At 47.2% G+C, this 17,269-nt stretch carries 16 protein-coding genes and 1 pseudogene; 1 reads left to right on the top strand and 16 read right to left on the bottom strand.

All coding sequences use genetic code 11. The features are described 5' to 3' along the window. Positions 1-123: 123 nt before the first annotated feature. Entirely contained in the window at positions 124-1,113 is a 990-nt protein-coding gene (locus M3221_RS09560) for a LacI family DNA-binding transcriptional regulator (RefSeq protein WP_251271313.1), read from the top strand. 154 nt (positions 1,114-1,267) lie between these two features. Here the strand turns inward: M3221_RS09560 and bglB are convergent, their stop codons facing one another. From bglB to kduI, 16 genes and pseudogenes are all read right to left on the bottom strand, one after another. After that, positions 1,268-2,368, bottom strand: coding sequence for a beta-galactosidase BglB (bglB, locus tag M3221_RS09555; RefSeq protein ID WP_251271311.1), 1,101 nt, complete (start codon positions 2,366-2,368; stop codon positions 1,268-1,270). Beyond that, complete coding sequence (locus M3221_RS09550) at positions 2,340-3,746, bottom strand: family 4 glycosyl hydrolase (protein ID WP_251271310.1); 1,407 nt, start codon at positions 3,744-3,746, stop codon at positions 2,340-2,342. The genes bglB and M3221_RS09550 overlap by 29 nt, the downstream gene beginning before the upstream one ends. Beyond that, positions 3,743-5,749, bottom strand: a complete 2,007-nt coding sequence (locus M3221_RS09545; protein ID WP_251271308.1) for a beta-galactosidase — start codon at positions 5,747-5,749, stop codon at positions 3,743-3,745. The genes M3221_RS09550 and M3221_RS09545 overlap by 4 nt, the downstream gene beginning before the upstream one ends. Beyond that, the gene (locus M3221_RS09540; RefSeq protein ID WP_251271306.1) at positions 5,742-6,431 is read right to left on the bottom strand and encodes a rhamnogalacturonan acetylesterase; all 690 of its coding nucleotides are present in this window, start codon (positions 6,429-6,431) and stop codon (positions 5,742-5,744) included. Before M3221_RS09540 ends, M3221_RS09545 begins: the two co-directional genes overlap by 8 nt. A gap of 21 nt (positions 6,432-6,452) precedes the next feature. Then, complete coding sequence (locus tag M3221_RS09535; protein WP_375164541.1) at positions 6,453-7,226, bottom strand: carbohydrate ABC transporter permease; 774 nt, start codon at positions 7,224-7,226, stop codon at positions 6,453-6,455. Positions 7,227-7,346: 120 nt separating this feature from the next. Then, a complete protein-coding gene (locus M3221_RS09530; RefSeq protein WP_251271303.1) occupies positions 7,347-8,246 on the bottom strand; it encodes a carbohydrate ABC transporter permease in 900 nt (299 codons plus the stop codon). A gap of 70 nt (positions 8,247-8,316) precedes the next feature. After that, a complete protein-coding gene (locus M3221_RS09525) occupies positions 8,317-9,624 on the bottom strand; it encodes an ABC transporter substrate-binding protein (protein ID WP_251271301.1) in 1,308 nt (435 codons plus the stop codon). Positions 9,625-9,784: 160 nt separating this feature from the next. Further along, the gene (locus M3221_RS27085) at positions 9,785-10,018 is read right to left on the bottom strand and encodes a helix-turn-helix domain-containing protein (protein WP_472843773.1); all 234 of its coding nucleotides are present in this window, start codon (positions 10,016-10,018) and stop codon (positions 9,785-9,787) included. Positions 10,019-10,228: 210 nt separating this feature from the next. Beyond that, positions 10,229-10,567: pseudogene (locus M3221_RS27080) on the bottom strand (response regulator); the annotation flags it as partial. After that, a complete protein-coding gene (locus M3221_RS09515) occupies positions 10,542-12,332 on the bottom strand; it encodes a cache domain-containing sensor histidine kinase (RefSeq protein WP_251271299.1) in 1,791 nt (596 codons plus the stop codon). The pseudogene M3221_RS27080 and the gene M3221_RS09515, both read right to left, overlap by 26 nt. 28 nt (positions 12,333-12,360) lie before the next feature. Beyond that, entirely contained in the window at positions 12,361-12,996 is a 636-nt protein-coding gene (locus M3221_RS09510; RefSeq protein WP_251271298.1) for a YesL family protein, read from the bottom strand. A gap of 79 nt (positions 12,997-13,075) precedes the next feature. Beyond that, positions 13,076-13,903 carry a sugar phosphate isomerase/epimerase family protein gene (locus M3221_RS09505; RefSeq protein WP_251271295.1) on the bottom strand — a complete coding sequence of 276 codons (828 nt, stop codon included), beginning with the start codon at positions 13,901-13,903 and terminating at the stop codon, positions 13,076-13,078. A gap of 145 nt (positions 13,904-14,048) precedes the next feature. Continuing rightward, complete coding sequence (locus tag M3221_RS09500) at positions 14,049-14,687, bottom strand: bifunctional 4-hydroxy-2-oxoglutarate aldolase/2-dehydro-3-deoxy-phosphogluconate aldolase (RefSeq protein WP_251271293.1); 639 nt, start codon at positions 14,685-14,687, stop codon at positions 14,049-14,051. Positions 14,688-14,696: 9 nt separating this feature from the next. Next, positions 14,697-15,644, bottom strand: coding sequence for a sugar kinase (locus tag M3221_RS09495; RefSeq protein ID WP_251271291.1), 948 nt, complete (start codon positions 15,642-15,644; stop codon positions 14,697-14,699). Between the two features lie 13 nt (positions 15,645-15,657). After that, on the bottom strand, positions 15,658-16,422 hold the full coding sequence (gene kduD, locus M3221_RS09490) for a 2-dehydro-3-deoxy-D-gluconate 5-dehydrogenase KduD (RefSeq protein ID WP_251271288.1): 765 nt from the start codon (positions 16,420-16,422) through the stop codon (positions 15,658-15,660). 14 nt (positions 16,423-16,436) lie between these two features. Beyond that, entirely contained in the window at positions 16,437-17,267 is an 831-nt protein-coding gene (gene kduI, locus M3221_RS09485; RefSeq protein WP_251271286.1) for a 5-dehydro-4-deoxy-D-glucuronate isomerase, read from the bottom strand. Positions 17,268-17,269: the final 2 nt, after the last annotated feature.

Raw genomic sequence — 17,269 nt, 5'->3', positions numbered from 1 at the left:
ATCTCCCTTTTCATAATAACAACGTTGTTATTATCATACTGCATTGTTTTATTTCATGCAATCCTTTATTGATAACAACGTTTTTTTAGAGTAACATGAAGAAAAACAACTCAGGTGATCGATATGGCCATTACAATAAAAGATATTGCAAAAGCGGCTGGTGTCAGCTATTCAACGGTCTCAAAAGCATTAAATGACAGCCCGCTTGTTCAGCCGAAAACAAAAGAAAAGATTCATCAGGTGGCACGCGAAATGGGGTATGAGCCTAACTTTGCGGCAAAGCAGCTGGTCACCAAGCAGTCCAAAACCATTGGCTTGATTTGGCCGACGCTGGATCGTGCAGCTCATTCCACTCTTGTGACCGAGCTGAACACCGAAATTCAAAGAAGGGGATTTTCGATGATTTTATCCGTTAATCCTGTCCAGGCTTCTCTTGATTTATTCAAACGGTTTCATGTAGATGGGGTGCTGATTTTCGATGAAGAAAACAATCTTTCTTCTGATGTTACCGCTCCGTTTCCCGTTGTTTCGTACGGAGCCGGGCCGCAAAATTCTTTTTCCTTTGTGGACCTTCATTATCAAGAAGCGATGTTTCAGGCAGTCGAATATTTAAAAGAGCTCGGCCACCGGGATATTTCTTTTATCGGCGATTTTTCTCCCCTTAATTTGCGCCAGCAGGAAAAGTACCGCGGCTTTGAACGGGCGATGCAGCATTTTAACCTGCCGGTTCATAAACAGTCGTTTATTAATTCAGCCGGCCTTGAATGGTATGATGGCTATCAGGCAACCAAAAGAATGCTGCGATCTTCTTCTCTTCCTTCTGCTGTGATTGGTGCGAGCTATGATATTAGCGCGGGCATTGTGCGGGCTATACGCGAAACGAGTCTTGTGATTCCGAAAGATATGTCGATTATCGGCTATGACAACATTCCTCAGATGGCTACACTTGAAGTGCCGCTGACCAGTGTCGGTGTTCCCGTTCAAGCTGTTGCCGAGCAAATGACGTCGCTTCTTTTTGAACAGCTGGAAACCGGGTCAACAGAGCAGCTCACCCGCACGATGAACTCTGTTTTAATCGAGCGGCATTCGTGCGCCCGCGTAAACGGACGGTAACCTTCTTTTCTGGGCCGGAAAAAGAAAAATAGAGCCGGTTTTTCCCGCTGCCGGGCCGGAATAGAATAAAATCCGGCCGAACAGCTTTAGAATCCGGCCCAAATTTAACAATTCCGGCCCAGCCAATAAAAAAGAGGCGCGTAGAGCGCCTCTTTTACAATTTTACATATAAATATTCAACTAAGCATAAGATCGCCATCGATTGGCCATACGGCATGGCTGTGACGGGAATCTGCTTGTAAAAATCAAGTGTTTCTCCCATGGCCGTCCCGGCGGATACATGCTTTAGTCCGCCTGTTTCATCAATGTTTTCGATTACTGCTTCTACTGCCTTCAAGCCCATTTCTTTGTACTTTTTTCCAACGTAGCGCTTGCGCACAGCTTTTAATGTACCAAAGCCAAAGCCTGCCGTACAGGAGGCTTCCACGTAAGAAGACGGGTCTAAAAGCAGTGTATGCCAAAGCCCATTTTCATTCTGGCACGCCTGCAGCGCTTCAAGCTGGCGGTCTAACGTGTCGATCAGCACCTGGCGGACCGGGTCGTCTGCCGGCAGTTCCACCAGGTCCAAAAATTCCGGAATCGCAATCGTAATCCAGGAGTTGCCGCGTCCCCACAATGCTTCCGCAAAGTTATGATTGCCCTCAAATGTCCAGCCGTGGAACCAAAGGCCGGTTTTTTTATCAAATAAATACTTAATGTGTACAAGGAATTGTTTTTTGGCTTCTTCTACATATTCCGGCTTGCCTAAAAGCAGCCCGATTTTCGCCAGCGGCAGCACGCTCATCATCAGCGTGTCATCCCAAAGCTGCTGATGGTTCTCTGAGCCGAATACAACGTGCTGGATGCCGCCGTCTTTCGTACGCGGCATATCGTGATACAGCCAGTCTCCCCATGACTCCAGGTATGGCAAATACGTTGGGTTGCCTGTTTCTTCGTACAAATAAGCCATCGTTAACATCTGCACCATCGTATTAACGTTTTTCTCAACGGGCTGCTCTTTAAACTGGTCTTCAAACCATTTCACAATAATATCGAGAACGGCCTGCTTTTTCGTCAGCTTGTAATATTTCATCATGCCGTACAAGCCGACGCCCGCTGTCCATTCCCAGTAATTAAAGCTTTTATTGTCGATCTTCCGTCCGTCCGCAAGCGGAATTGCATACGTTCCGTCCGGGTCGCTTAAGTTCACAAGATTATCAATTAATAAATCAATGGTTTGTTCAATATCATGACGATGCATACGCGTTGCGATCACGAACAAAACCTCCTCCAACATGTGATTTTGTGTTTTGAATCATTTCATCAAATAGTGCTTCGGCCTGCTCAAAACCGAGCGGCGCTACAAGCGGGTCGTTGATAAACGCGTTAAGCGCAAGCTCTCTGTTTTCAGTTAACGCTGCCTGCAGTACCGCTTCTTGATTGGCGGCATGCCGTCCAATAATGCCAAGCAAATCAGCCGGCAGGCTTCCGGCTAAAACCGGCTGCACGCTGTCACGGCGTAAAACGGCATTTGTTTCTACAACAGCTCCGTACGGCAGGTTAGCAATCTGGCCCCCGTTCGGCATATTCACGTTTGTCACAAGCTCCTCGAGTCCAAGAAGGGCGGCAATGATGGCTACTCCTTCTTCTCCAGACGGTGCGAGTTCAAAATCTGCTTCGCCGGCGGCCACTTTTTGATTTTGCTCTATTTTGCTTTTATGGTCTTTTTTCCGGAAATCAACCGGTGTTAAGTGAAACTTCCATTTTGCCACTGTTTCCGGGCTCTCCAGATAAACCGGCGGCATAAATTCTGCTAAATGGCGGTCGCCTGCTGCGGCGATGAGGCCGTACCGGCGAAACAGGTCAAACTTCACCCGGTTCGCAGATGAAAAAACGCTTTTCTCCCAGTCTCCCAGATTTTTCTCGTAGCCTGATTCGGCATGCTTCTCGACAAACTCCTTGTACATCGGCAGCAAGTCCATCTGTTGATAGCTTGCCCGGTCAATCCACGTAAAATGGTTAATGCCGATTACATTAACCTGTATATCCTGGCGCTGCTCGACTGCTGTGCCGGTCATTTCTTCCACCATGTCGGCCAGAAGGTGCTGCACTTCAAACACTTCATGGCAGCAGCCGAACGCTTTTACTTCTGGAAATACTTCATACAGCGTGCGCGTGCAAAGAGTCATCGGGTTTGTGTAATTAATGACCCATGCATCGGGTGCGTACGCTTTAATGTTCTCCGCAATTTCTTTGTAAATTGGAATAGTCCGCAGACTGCGAATGATACCGCCCGGTCCGACTGTATCGCCAACAGATTGATAAATCCCGTATTTCTCCGGCGTATGGACGTCAGATGCCATTTCATCAAACGATCCCGGCAGGATAGAAATAATCACAAAATCAGCATTCGTCAAGGCTTCCTTTATATCTCCGGTTGCTTCGTATACCCACTTGCCGACTGCTTCCTCGCGCGCAGACACACTGTTGCCAATGACAGCATTTTGCCGGGCGGCTTCCGGATAAATATCATAAAGCGAAACGGTCCCGCTGATTCTTGGCTCAAGCGCAAGGTCATTCATCAGCCGTTTGGCCCAGCCTTGAGATCCGCCGCCAATGTAGGCAATTTTCACATTTTCTACTTTCCGATTCATAAAGAAGCACCTTCTTTTCTAAATTGGATAATTCTATATTCGTATGGCTGTATCGTAAGTTTTCCTGCTTCTACCGGCTCCGCCTTCAACTCGTCCTGCCCGCCTGCTGGCAGGGTTACCGTGCCGCCGTGACCATCCATATTGACAATCACCCACATCGCACGCCCATCCTCCGTTTCGCGCGGCACGACAATCGTACCAGGCGTCACATCTGTTTGTACTGCTGCGCCGGCTTCTTTTGCATAATGCTGAAAGATTTCTGCGATCAGTTTCTTTCCTGCCGCTCCAGACGGCATAGAGCCAAGCATCACAACTTTTCCTTTGCCAACATGATGCTCGGTTAAAAACGCTTTGTTCGGTGTAATTCCTTTTGTAACGGTTCCAACCACGCGGGCACCGGCCGGTTCAAATACAGCACTCCATAGTCCAAGCGGCGCTTCACAACCAAATGCTTCTCCAGCTGATGTGTGCTCATCCATCGGGAAGGTAAAAAGGGTTCTGACCCCTGCCCATTCCTCCAGCCGGCCCAATGCGCGGTCTGTATGAATGGTGTGGTTCTTTGTACGGCCGCCTGTCATCGGCCCGGCAATCCAAATGCCTCCCGCTTCCAAAAAAGCCTTCGCTTGTTCCAAATACTCATCCGATACGTATGGAAGCAGCGGTGTAAACAGCAGTTTATACCCTATAAGATCGCCTCCTTCAGGCAGCACATCGCGGTGAAACCCTTCCTGTACAATGATGTTGTATAAGTCGGTCATGAGATCTTTGTAATGAATGCCGTTGTGCGGTTCCGTCAAATGAAACATGCGCGCCCGATCCGAATATGTTATCGCAATATCCGCTTGAACCGGCTTGGTCGCAAGCATGGCCGATTCTATTTTTTTGCGTGCTTCTTCAACCTGCAGCACATTTTCATACCCGACAGATGGCTCGCCCCACGCACTGATCACAGCGCTGTGCGGCAGTTCAGACCCGGTGCGCTGCTGGCGCCAGAGCCAGTAGCAAAAGCCTTGGCCCCCGAGCGCATAAGCGGCAACGGCCTCTGATCTTAAATAACCGTTTTGGTGCGGATTTGCATAGCTTTCAAGTGATGCAGCATAGGAATTACTCGTTTCCATTACCCAAAAAGGTGTGTGTTTCTTTAACCCTCTCCATACGTCGCAGTTTAACAAGTAAGACCCCATTTTTTCCTGCGGGGCATACGTATCAAAGGAAGCAAAATCAAGATGTTTAAACAGACGTTCATTATCAACCGAAAAAAAGAGTGTGCTGTTATGGGTAATGGGTGCTTCGGAATACCGGCGGATAATAGACGCCTGTTCATCCGCAAACTCGGCAATTTTTTCTGATTCAAACAGCCGGTACATCGTCTGCAGCGATGAATGATGAAGAAACGGGGTAGCGGCCGGCTGGGGAATTTGCTCGAATGACTGGTAATATTCACTCCAAATGTGAGTGCCCCAATCCTCATTCAGCTGCTCAATTGTGCCGTATCGTGCTTCGAGCCATTGGTGCCACTGACTTTTACACGAAGCGCACATACACTCGGCGATGTGGCATTTAAATTCATTATCAAGCTGCCAGGCAATTACACCCGGCAGCCGGCCAGCTTCTTTAGCGAGTGCTTCTGTAATGATGGCCGCTTTCTTGCGGAAGTGTGCATTGTTCGTACAGGCATGCTGTCTGGACCCATGAGTCATCGTGCGGCCGGCCTGATCCACATGCATTCTTTCCGGGTGCCCGTGTGAAAACCAGATCGGCGGCGTTGGGGTCGGTGTACAAAGAACCGTATCAATACCGTTTTCATACAGACGATTAATGATATTTGTAAAAAAGCTTACATCAATCTTTCCTTCTTCCGGCTCCATTTTCGACCAGGCAAATTCCCCTATACGCACAACGTTAATGCCAGTTTCTTTCATTCGATCAATGTCTTTGGCGATTGTTTTGTCATCCCACAGCTCCGGATAAAAACAAGCGCCGTGGTAAAGCTTGTCAGCCATTGCGAATGGCCTCCTTTATATACGCCTTGAGCGGCAGATTTAATTCCTGAATGCCTTCTGCAACGAGCGCGGCGACTTTGCGGGCGCCGGTTTCGCAAAAATGGGTATTATCCTGGATGCCTTCGGGGTAATTGTTGTTTTCTCCAGGGGCAAACCAGGTAAACAGCTCTGTGGAACGCTCCGGCCCGTATGACTCATAAAGCCATTTTGTTTTCGCCCACATATCAATAAGCGGCACATCTTTTTTATCTGCCAGCTCTCTCATAGAAGCCGGATAGTCACCAAGCGAGTTTTGGATCGTGCCATCTTCTCCAAATGTACGGCGCTGAACCGAAGTGAGAAGAACAGGCAGAGCTCCCCGTTCCCGGGCTCCATCAATGTACTGGCCCAAATACTGAGGGTATGTGGTCCACGGCTTTGTGCCAAAATCTTTTTGATCGTTGTGGCCAAACTGAATAAACAAGTAATCACCCCGCGAAATGCTGTCCCATATGCCATCCAGCAGTCCTTCCTCAATGAAGCTGTTTGAGCTTCGCCCGCCTTTAGCGGCGTTTACGACTTTTACCTTATCGGTGAAACACTCAGCGGCCACCTGTCCCCATCCCATCATGGGAGCTTCATGAGGGGGACAGTTCGCTGCAGTAGAATCACCGGCAATAAACAAACACAGTTTCTTTCCCATAGAGCCGCTCCTTTTCGTTTCTTATTTCAGTCCGCTTGTGCTGATTCCTTCTACGATATATCTCTGGAATAAGAAGAAAATTAAGACAACCGGTAGAAGTGAAACAACCGACATGGCGAACATCGCTCCCCAGTTAGAAGCCGTCTCAGAATCAAGGAAAAGCTTCAATGCCAGTGAAACCGGATATTTTTCCGGGCTGTTTAAGTACAGCACCGGGTTGATTAAGTCCTCCCACTTCCAGTAAAACGAGAAGATCGCAGCTGTTGCCATAGCCGGCACGATCAGCGGCAAAATCACTTTGTAGAAAATGCCGAAACGGCCGCAGCCATCAATTCGTGCTGCTTCATCAAGCTCAATTGGAATGTTGCGGATAAATTGCACCATCAGGAAAATGAAAAACGCATGGCCGAAAAACTGCGGGACAATAATCGGCAAAAACGAGTTCAGCCAGCCGATTTTCGCGAAAATGATGTACTGTGGAATCATAACGACTTCGTGTGGAAGCATCATCGATACCATCATGCAGGCGAACCAGAATGCTTTTCCTTTAAATGAAATGCGGGCAAATCCGTACGCGATTAAGGACGAAGAAATAACGGCGCCGATTGTGGAAAAACCGACGATGATAAGCGAGTTTTTAATAAAGGTGCCAAACGACTGGCCGGCGATGCCTTCCCATCCCTGCGCATAGTTGCTGATAATGAATGGGTCCGGAATCAGGGAATGCGCCGTAACAAACACTTGCGAACTTTCTTTAAACGAGCTCATCAGCAGCCAGAGAATCGGGTAAAGCATCAGCAGGGCAAATGTGCCGGTCACAAGATGATAAAGCCACTTTTTCCAGTTGAATTTCGGTTTATCGATACGCAGCTGGCGCGGTTCTGCCTGCGGTGTTTCTTGTAGTGCTTTCATTCCTTATCCCTCCTTCGATTCGTAATGCACCCAATACTTGGATGTTTTAAATAAAATCAGTGTTAAAAGACCAACGATCAAGAGCATCACCCATGCCATTGCGGATGCATAGCCCATCTGGAAGAAGTTGAATGCTTTTTGGAATAAATAAAGCGAGTAAAGAAGTGTTCCATCAAGCGGCCCGCCTTCTCCTTTGGAAATGATGTAAGCCGGCGTAAACGTCATAAATGCGGAAATCGTCTGCATGACCAGGTTAAAGAAAATAATAGGGCTGAGAAGCGGCAGCGTAATTTTGAAAAACTTCTGGAACGGGTTAGCCCCATCTACACTCGCTGCCTCGTAATATTCCGGCGAAATATTTTTTAAGCCGGCCAGGAAAATAAGCATGGAAGAGCCGAACTGCCACACAGACAGCAGAATCAATGTCCAAAGCGCCGATGTTGGTTCCTGATACCAGTAGATTTTTTGGTCAATCCCCATAAAGAACAAGATCTGGTTAATGGTCCCTTCATTCCCGAAAATGTTGCGCCACATAATTGCTACCGCAACACTTCCGCCAATGATGGACGGCAGGTAAAACAGTGTCCGGTATACACCTACCATACGGGAAGCACGGTTTAACAGCATCGCAACAATCAGAGCAAAGGTTAAGCGAAGCGGCACACCGGCCAGTACGTAGGTAAAGGTAACTTTAATTGTTGTCCAGTATTTTTCATCTCCGGTAAACATTTCAACGTAGTTGGCAAGCCCAACCCACTGAGGAGCGGAAAACAAGTCATAGCTTGTAAAAGACAAGTAAAGTGAAACAATCATCGGGATAATGGTGAAGGCAAGAAATCCAATAATGAATGGAGAGATAAAAGCATAGCCTGCGAGATTATCTCCTGCCGGGCGTAGTTTCATTTGGGGTCACGTCCTTTCTTATTTTAGAAAAGCAGGAGCACGCTCTGTCTGTCATACTCCTGCCCTGTCATTAGGCGTTTCTGCTTAAAATTTCATCTGCCTGCTTACGGAATTTCTTCGCCCCTTCTTCAGGTGAGATTTTCTCAAACAGGATCTGGTCGGAAATGTCTTTCAAGGCTTTCATTACTTCAGCGCTGCCAAGCGGATCTGGCGGGTCAGCAGGGCTGGCTGTTTCGAAGGCGCTTTCAACATATTCAAAGATTTTCAATTCATCTTCTGTCAGTTCAGGCTTTAAGGCATCGATGATTTCGGATGAAACCGGTACGCCGCGGTCGCCTTTGATCAATTTGTTGGCTTCCACGTCATTTGTAAAGAAATCGATGAATTTCGCTGCTTCTTCTTTGTGCTGAGAGCTTTTCGGCACGGAGAAGAACATACTTGGACGAAGGAACAATGCTTTGTTTTCAGCTTGCTCCGGCGGCAGGTTAAGTGTTAACGGTGCATCTGTCAGCTGTGCGAAACCAAGATATTGGTTGGAGTAGTTCCATGTCATGGCTGCGTTGCCTTTTACAATAAAGTCATCTTCAAGTCCTTTAACCTGAGCAGACACATCTGGCGTTGGGAACGCTTCCGCTTTAATTAAACGAACCTGGCGTTCAAAGAAATCGACAAACAGCTGGTCATCCTTGTAGGCAAGGCCTGTACCATCTTCTTTATAAAAGCGTTCGCCTTGTGTGCGCAGGTAGTACGGGAAAAAGACATCCGGTGGATTCATTGGGTTTGTGCCGTATTTGCCGGTTGCTTTTTGTACGTCAATGGCCGCTTTTTCGAAATCATCCCATGTCCAATTTTCACTATTTAATTCAACGCCTGCCTGCTTCAGCATGTCATCGTTTGTAATGACTGACAGTACATTTGAGCCCATATTAAATCCGTACATTTTGTCTCCAATATTGCCGCCTTTTAGGGTTGTTTCATCAATATTTTCAACATTGATCGTGCCGTCTTTTGTATATGGTGTTAAATCTTCTAATTGGCCTTTTTCACCGTATTGTGATAAGTAAGCTGTATCCATTTGAATAATGTCAGGAAGCTGATTGGCTGCTGCCATCGGCGCCAGCTTTTTCCAGTAGTCATCCCAGTTTGCAAACTCCGCTTCGATGTTTACGTTTGGATGTTTTTTTTCATACATTTCAATAACTTTCATTGTATAATCATGACGCGGCTGGCCGCCCCACCATGCAACACGAAGTGTAATCTCTTCATTTGAACCGCCTTCTTTTGTTTCACCGCTCGTCCCGCTGCTGCTGTCATTGCCACATCCGGCAAGTCCGGCAGCCAGCATGAGGCTGCTTAGCGACAATACTACTTTCTTCATCCCAGTCCCCCGCTTTCGTTTCTTTTTTGAAAGTGCTTACAATCCTTATTTTATGGATTTTTCAAATTATTTAAATGGAAAAACCCGATAACAATGTTTAAAAAACAGTGATCGATGAAAAGTCAAAAAAAGACCCCGACTTCAGTCAGGATCCATCTGTTCATATGGCTTTACGGTATTCCGTCGGTGTAACACCCGTATACTTTTTAAATACCTGGCTGAAATACTGGGGATTGTCCCCAAAGCCGGTCCGCTCCGCCAAGTCAGCGACTCGCACGTCCTCTGTCTGTCCAATTTGCTTGATCGCTTCTTCAATGCGGACTTTCGTTAAATAAACGGAAAAGCGCTCATTTGTTTCCTGCTTAAACAGCTTTCCAAGATAGTCGGCGTTCATATAAAGCATTTGACCGGCTACCCACTTTAAGGACAAATGCTTGTCGCTGAAATGAGCGTAAATAATGTCGACTACTTCGTTAATCACCGGCGAATACTCCCGGCACGGCTGCCGTGTTTCAGCTGCTGGCTGCTTCGGCTGCATTTCTTCAAACTGCTGCCGCTGCTGTTCCTTCTGCTTAATGTTTTTCACCGCGTCCGTGACCGTTTCGATAATATCAGCTTCATTGCACGGCTTGAGCAAATAGTTTTTTACCCCGTGCTGCATGGCGCACCGGGCATATTCAAACTCACTGAAGCCAGACAGAACAATAAATTGAATATCAGGAAAATCAGCCCGCACTTTGCCGGCAAGCTCAAGGCCATCCATACCCGGCATTTTAATATCGCTGATCACAATGTGCGGGTGATGCTCGGCAATTTTTTCGTAGGCTTCAATTCCATTTCGTGCGGTTGCAACCAGTTCCGTATCAAGCGACTGCCAGTCAATCACGTTTGAAATCCCTTCCAAAATGATGCGTTCATCATCCGCCAGCAACACTTTGTACATGATTTTCATCCCCCGTTTCAAAAGGTAAAAAAACCGTCACAGCCGTTCCTCTTCCAGATGCACTGTGAATGGTAATTCCGTATTTCTCCCCAAAAAACAGCTTCGTCCGTTCATCAATATTTTTCAGGCCAATGCCTGTCCCACGTGTTTTAACCTCCCCTTTGTACAGCTTTTCCAGAAACTGTGCATCCATGCCAGGTCCATTATCTTCGACTCTCACAAAAACAGCATCGCGCTTTTTGTGCGCCCTGATCGTGATCGTACACGGATCAATCATTTTCTCAAGCGCATAATGAATCGCGTTTTCAATCAGCGGCTGAATGGTCAGCTTTGGAATACGGCATTCCAGTACTTCCGGCTCCACTTCAAGGTGAAAATCAAGCCGGTCTTCAAAGCGATATTTTTGAATGGTCACATAATGGCTGACTAAATCGACTTCCTGCTCAATCGTAACGATATCTTCTTTTAAATTAACGGAGTTCCGCAGCAAATAAGCAAGGGACTCTACCATTTTAGAAATCTGCGTCTGCTTGTTTGCCTTCGCCAGCCAGTTGACGGATTCAAGCGTGTTATACAAAAAGTGCGGATTCATCTGTGCTTGCAGCGCTTTAAATTCCGTTTCTTTTAAGAGCAGCTGTTTTTCATAGTTTTCTTTGATAAGTTCATTAATGCGCTGAACCATAAATGTAAAATCGCGGTGGAGCATCCCAATCTCATCCTGATGACGAGGAGGCGGCGGCATCGTTTCCGCGATTGCAAAATCCCCTTTCTGTATGTGGTGCATCGTTTGGACCAGTTCTTCAATCGGTGTAGTAATTTTTCGTGTGAAATGAACCACTGTCATAATGACAATAAGCAGTAAAACAACAAAAGCGGCAATAATCGAATACTTCACTTTGGTGATGTTTGAAAATACCGCGTCAAACGGAATAAAGTGCCAATATGTCCAGTCTGCAAACGATGTTTTTACGTAGGTGACAAAATACCGGCTGCCATTGATTTCCTTGACCGTGTACCCTTGCGCTGTCTGCTCGGAAAAATCAAAAGAGCGAAACGGACGTATATCTTCCTCCGAAAAAAACACGTGATCTCCATTTGAAATCATCGTGTTGCCCTGCGTGTCTTCCCATTCTTCAGGCAGTGACGCGACGATTTTGGCTAAATCCACACGAATAACAATCGTGCCCAGATTCTCCATACTTAAATTCTCATAGGAACGGATCTGACGGGCAGCGGTTAGGAACCGGTTCATGCCGTCTGCCGTTACCCATACATTCGATCCGTGCGCCTGCTCTGCCCGTTCAATCAGCATCGCTTTTTCTTCTTCCGCTGCCGGGGCGAGCGAATTGCCTGCTGAATACATTTTGCCATTTGTATCAATCAAGTAAATGGAATGAATATATTTTTCAGAGCTGATGTAGTCGCTTAACCGGTTGCTGATGGCTGTTTGAATGCCATACTGTTCATATCGGTTTGCCGCTTTCTTTGTATGGGCTGTCTGCTGAATAAGAGAAGGGTCGGTGACAATTTCAAATGAAATATCCTGAATACGCTGCAGTTCATTTTCTACACTGTCAGATGACATGCTGAGTACCTGAGAGGATTTTCGATAAATTTGCTGATCATACGTTGTAAAGGCATACTGCAGGCCGGCAATGGTAAAAAGTAAAAAAACACACATAATGGCGGAAACAAACACAATAAACTTATACTTAATTTTTAAATTTTCAAATGTGATAACAAGGTATTCCCATAACGCCTTCAATCACACGCATCCTCCTCCGGCGCATTTTTTACGTTTGCTGCAGAGAGGCTTCTTCCTGCTTTTCCGCTACCTTATGAAATGCCTTCATCGCAAACCACATAAGCACAAACCCGAAAGCGCTTCCACTAAAGAACAACACAAACGTAATATGCTGCATCATAACATATGCCATTCCGATCAGACTCGCAATCATCAGCACGGTATGAACAGGGCGCAGCAGCCCGATCAAAAGTGAATACTTGACCGTTTGTTTGAGCGGAACGTTATAGTGAACATACACCGGAAAAACAAATAATGCAACCACACTATACAACAAAAAAAAGCTTGTTAACAGAAACGGCATAAATGGAAGCGGCGCTCCATATTGCTCAAAGATCATAAAGTTCGCACCAAATAAAACAGCGGGCAGCGTCAGCGTAAGGCCAAGTCGGTTGGACCGCCAAAACAATTCCTTATACGTACGCCAAAATGTCCGAAAAACAGGTATATCTGTTTCCCCCATGGCCCATTTGCGTGTGACTGCAAACAGGGCAGCCGTCGCAGGAAAAAAGCCAAGAACGAGCAGACCCGCCAGTGAAAACGCTATCCATAAAACGTTTAAATAAGCAAGGCGGGTCACCCATTCACAAAACCGGTACACACCATTTGTCATCATTTGTACCATTATACCATCCCCTTTTTATCCAGTTTATCGAAATCAGGAAAAATTTCGATATTACTTTTCCGGGGAGTTTGTTTAAAAATCAGTGATGTTGAGCAGCAAGAAATTGGCGGCTTTCTTCAATAAAGGGGTCACGTACATCTTCCAGTAAAACCGGAATCGACCGGCCTGTTTCCCTGATCAGCCGAAAAACAGTCTCGTAATCAATTAAGCCTTTCCCTACCGGCACCGCTTGAAACGAACCATTTTTCAGCTCAACGTCCTTGGCATGCAGCACGGCAATTTTATCACCAAACAGATGAAACGCCTCTTGGAATATCGCTGCTTGATTCTCCCACGTTTCGGCCGTCAGTAAATTAACTGGATCAAAAATAACACGCACATGATCGGACTGAACAAGGTCAAGCAGCCGCTTCATCGTTTCCGGCGAGTAGATCGGATGGTTCACACCGGCCTCTACTCCAATGATCGCATTCTGCGCTTCTGCTTCAGCAGCCAGTTCTTTCATACTTTCTACAACGGCTAGAAACGGCTCTTCCTTGAAATTGTCTGTTGTGTACGCGATTTCTGCACGAACATTTCCAGTCTCTGTCCCGACCAGCAGGCAGCCAAAATCATTTGCAGCAGCCAGGTGCTCTTTGAAACGATCCAGCTCATGCCGGCGGACAGCGGGGTCCGGATGAATCATTTGAATATAGCAGCCAAGCACCGCAATTTGTACATCATGCCGGCGGAATGTCTCGCCAATTTCCCGGGAAATCTCTTTCGTTAAGCTGCCGGGCCCCGTATAAAAATCGAATGATTTTCCAACTGCCAGCTGCACCGCATCAAATCCTTTATCAGAAATGGTCCGGGCCAGCTCTTCTGCCGGCATTTTTTCCAGATCATGTCCACGGATGCCTAGTTTCATATTTGCTTCCCTCCTGTTTTTCTGCAGGCCGAAAAAAAAACGCAAGGGAGCCGGAATCAGCGAGCCTATGGCCGGAACGATAAAGACTCCGGCCATAGGCGGAAAATTCCGGCCTGTTTTCCTTGTATTTCGGCTATACGGTGTTTTACCCTGCTACTTTATGGATCGTTACAGCTTGAATCCACTTTTCAGTTTCTTTCTTTAACCCTTCCCAGTCATTAGAAGCAATCAAGTCTTTTTTCAACAAAGCGCTGCCTGTTCCGACTGCCGCGGCTCCTGCTTTAATGTAGTCAGCAGCTGTTTCGAGGGTAATGCCTCCGGTTGTCATAATGGGAATATGGCTGAGCGGCCCTTTTACATCTTTGATAAAAGCAGGACCGAGCACGGATGCCGGAAACAGCTTAATGGCTTCTGCCCCCAGCTTCATTGCCCGCATCATCTCTGCCGGCGTAAATACACCTGGAATGATCGGAACGTTTTGCTCGACTGCGTATGCCGTTACTTCTTCATCCAATGCCGGCGTCACAATAAATTGGGCACCGGCTTCAATGGCCCGGCGGCAGTCCTCAATATTCAGCACTGTTCCGGCACCTACCAGCACACGATTGCCGTGCGTCTGAATGGCTTCCGCTATGATCTCCTCGGCCCGGTCGCTTTCCATTGTTACTTCAATTGAGGTTACACCGCCGTCAACAAGCGCTTTTACAATAGCAGTGCTTTTGTCATAAGGCACTTTCCGTAAAATGGGCACAAGGGGCGCCTCGGTTAACTGTTCAATTACCATGCTGTTTCCCTACCTTTCTATCGTTTCACGCTGACCTAAAAACCCTTCCACCTCTTCCAAGTAAGGAAGGCCTTCGTTATCGCCGTTCACCTGTACAACCATCGCGCCAATGGCATTGGCAAATTCAAGTGACCGTTCCACCGGCCAGCCCTGGAGCAGGCCGTATAGAAAACCGGCATCAAACCCATCGCCGGCTCCAACTGTGTCTACTACTTTCGCAACCGGAAAACCAGCCACATGCTGCCACGAGCCATTTTGAAGAACAGCTGATCCTTTGTCGCCGTCTTTCATAATCACCTGCTCAAAAGAAAATCCGCCAAGTGCGCGGCGCAGAAAGCTGTCATCCGCTGAATCAAAGATGATTTCCAGCTCTTCGCGGCCCGTCAATAAATAATCAACATATGGCAAATAGGATAAAATCGTTTCACGCGCTTCTGTCTTTGACCAAAGACGAAGCCGGATATTTGGATCAAAGGACACTTTCACACCATTTTCTTTCGCAATTTGAAGCGCCCGCAGAATCACCTGGCGGTTTTGCGGCTGAATCGCCGGAAATACGCCGGTAACATGAAGAATTTTGGCTCCTTTGATGTATTCCTCCGGCAGTGCCTCCGGTGTCAGTGTTTCAGTTGGTGAAGGCAGGCGGTAATAAAAGGTTCGTCCCGCACCGGATTCCTGTACTTCTTTGAAATTCAACGACGTCGCGTATCCTTCCTCCAGCTTGACCTCGGAAACATCCACTCCTTCTCCGCGGACGGTGTTTATAATATGCCGGCCAAATTCATCCTTGCCAAGGCGGCTGATCCAGCCCGAGCGAAGACCGAGGCGGGCACAGCCCAGCATCACGTTTAATTCAGCCCCGCCAATTTTCCGCTGGAATTGATTGACGAAGCGAAGCGGCCCTTTCGAAGCGGGGTCAAAGGTGATCATGCCATCGCCGATTGTTATTACATCCATCTCTTTCGCCTCCTTATCTTCCCATCCAGCCGCCATCGACAACGAGTACGTGACCGTTCACGTAATCCGCTGCTCTGGAAGCAAGAAAAACAGCTGCACCGGCAATATCATCCGCCTCTCCCCATCTTCCAGCAGGGATCCGGTCCAAAATCGATTTGCTTCGGTCTGGATCGTTACGAAGTGCTTCTGTATTGTTCGTTTCAATGTAGCCAGGTGCAATGGCGTTCACCTGGACGCCTTTAGCGGCCCATTCATTCGCAAGCGCTTTCGTTAAACCGGCTACCGCATGCTTGCTTGCCGTGTAAGCAGGAACGAAGACGCCGCCCTGGAAAGAAAGAAGCGAAGCAATATTAATGATTTTTCCGGAGCCCCGCTCAATCATGAACCGCCCTGCTTCCTGCGATAAAATAAACACGGCATTTATATTTACATCCATGACACGGTTCCATTCTGATTCATCAAATTCGGCTGCCGGCTCGCGGTAAATGACGCCAGCATTGTTGACTAAAATGTCAATTTGATGCTTTTCAAGCACCGGCTTAATCTGCTCCCGAATGCTGCCGGTTTGGCTTAAATCAATCAATACCGTTTCACATGTTCCACCTGCTTCGGCAATCTGCGCTTTTGTTTCTTCTAAATTATCGCGGTGCCCAAGCAATAAAACATGTGCCCCAGACGCGGCAAGACCAACGGAAATCGCCTGCCCGATTCCTGTTCTTGCTCCTGTGACGAGCGCTGTTTTTCCTTTTAGTGAAAAGAACTCCTGTTGAAAAGCCATCCTGTTCCGCCTCCTTAGCGCAAGTCCTTCATATCGACAAACTGCATATCATCAAAGTCAATGTTCTCGCCGCACATGCCCCAAATAAACGTGTAGTTGTTCGTACCGGCACCTGCATGAATCGACCAGCTTGGCGACAGCACCGCCTGCTCATTCGCCATGACAATATGACGTGTTTCCTGCGGCTGTCCCATCATATGAAACACGCGTGTGTCCTCTTCCATGTCAAAGTAAAAATAAACTTCCATACGGCGCTCATGTGTATGGCACGGCATCGTGTTCCAGCCGCTTCCTTTTTCAAGCATGGTCATCCCCATGCTCAGCTGGCACGACTCTAATACATCTGGATGGATAAACTGGTAAATCGTCCGCTTATTCATTGATTCGTCTGCCCCCATCGGACGCGCAATGGCATTGTCAAGACCGACTTTAACCGTTGGATAGGAGTGATGGGCTGGACATGAATTGATATAAAACTTAGCCGGGTTCCCTGCATCTTTTGATTCGAACACGATATCCTTCGTTCCTTTGCCGATATAAAGGCCGTCACGGCTATTGATCTCATATTCTTTGCCATCCAGTGTGACTTTCCCATCACCGCCGACGTTGATGACGCCCATTTCGCGGCGCTCAAGAAAATATTCTGCGGCTAATTCCTTTCCTGCTTCCATTGTTAGCGCTTTCTCAACTGGCATGGCACCGCCATAAATAATCCGGTCAACGTGGCTGTACGTTAACTGAATGCTGTCTTCGATAAACACCTTTTCCATTAAAAACTGTTCACGCAGCTTGTCAGTCGTGTAGTTTTTTACATCATCCGGATGATGGGCATAGATCGTTTTCATAT

The sequence above is a fragment of the Domibacillus indicus genome, from assembly GCF_023715895.1.
Taxonomy (GTDB): domain Bacteria; phylum Bacillota; class Bacilli; order Bacillales; family Domibacillaceae; genus Domibacillus; species Domibacillus indicus_A.
This window is presented reverse-complemented; position numbering and strand designations above follow the sequence as displayed.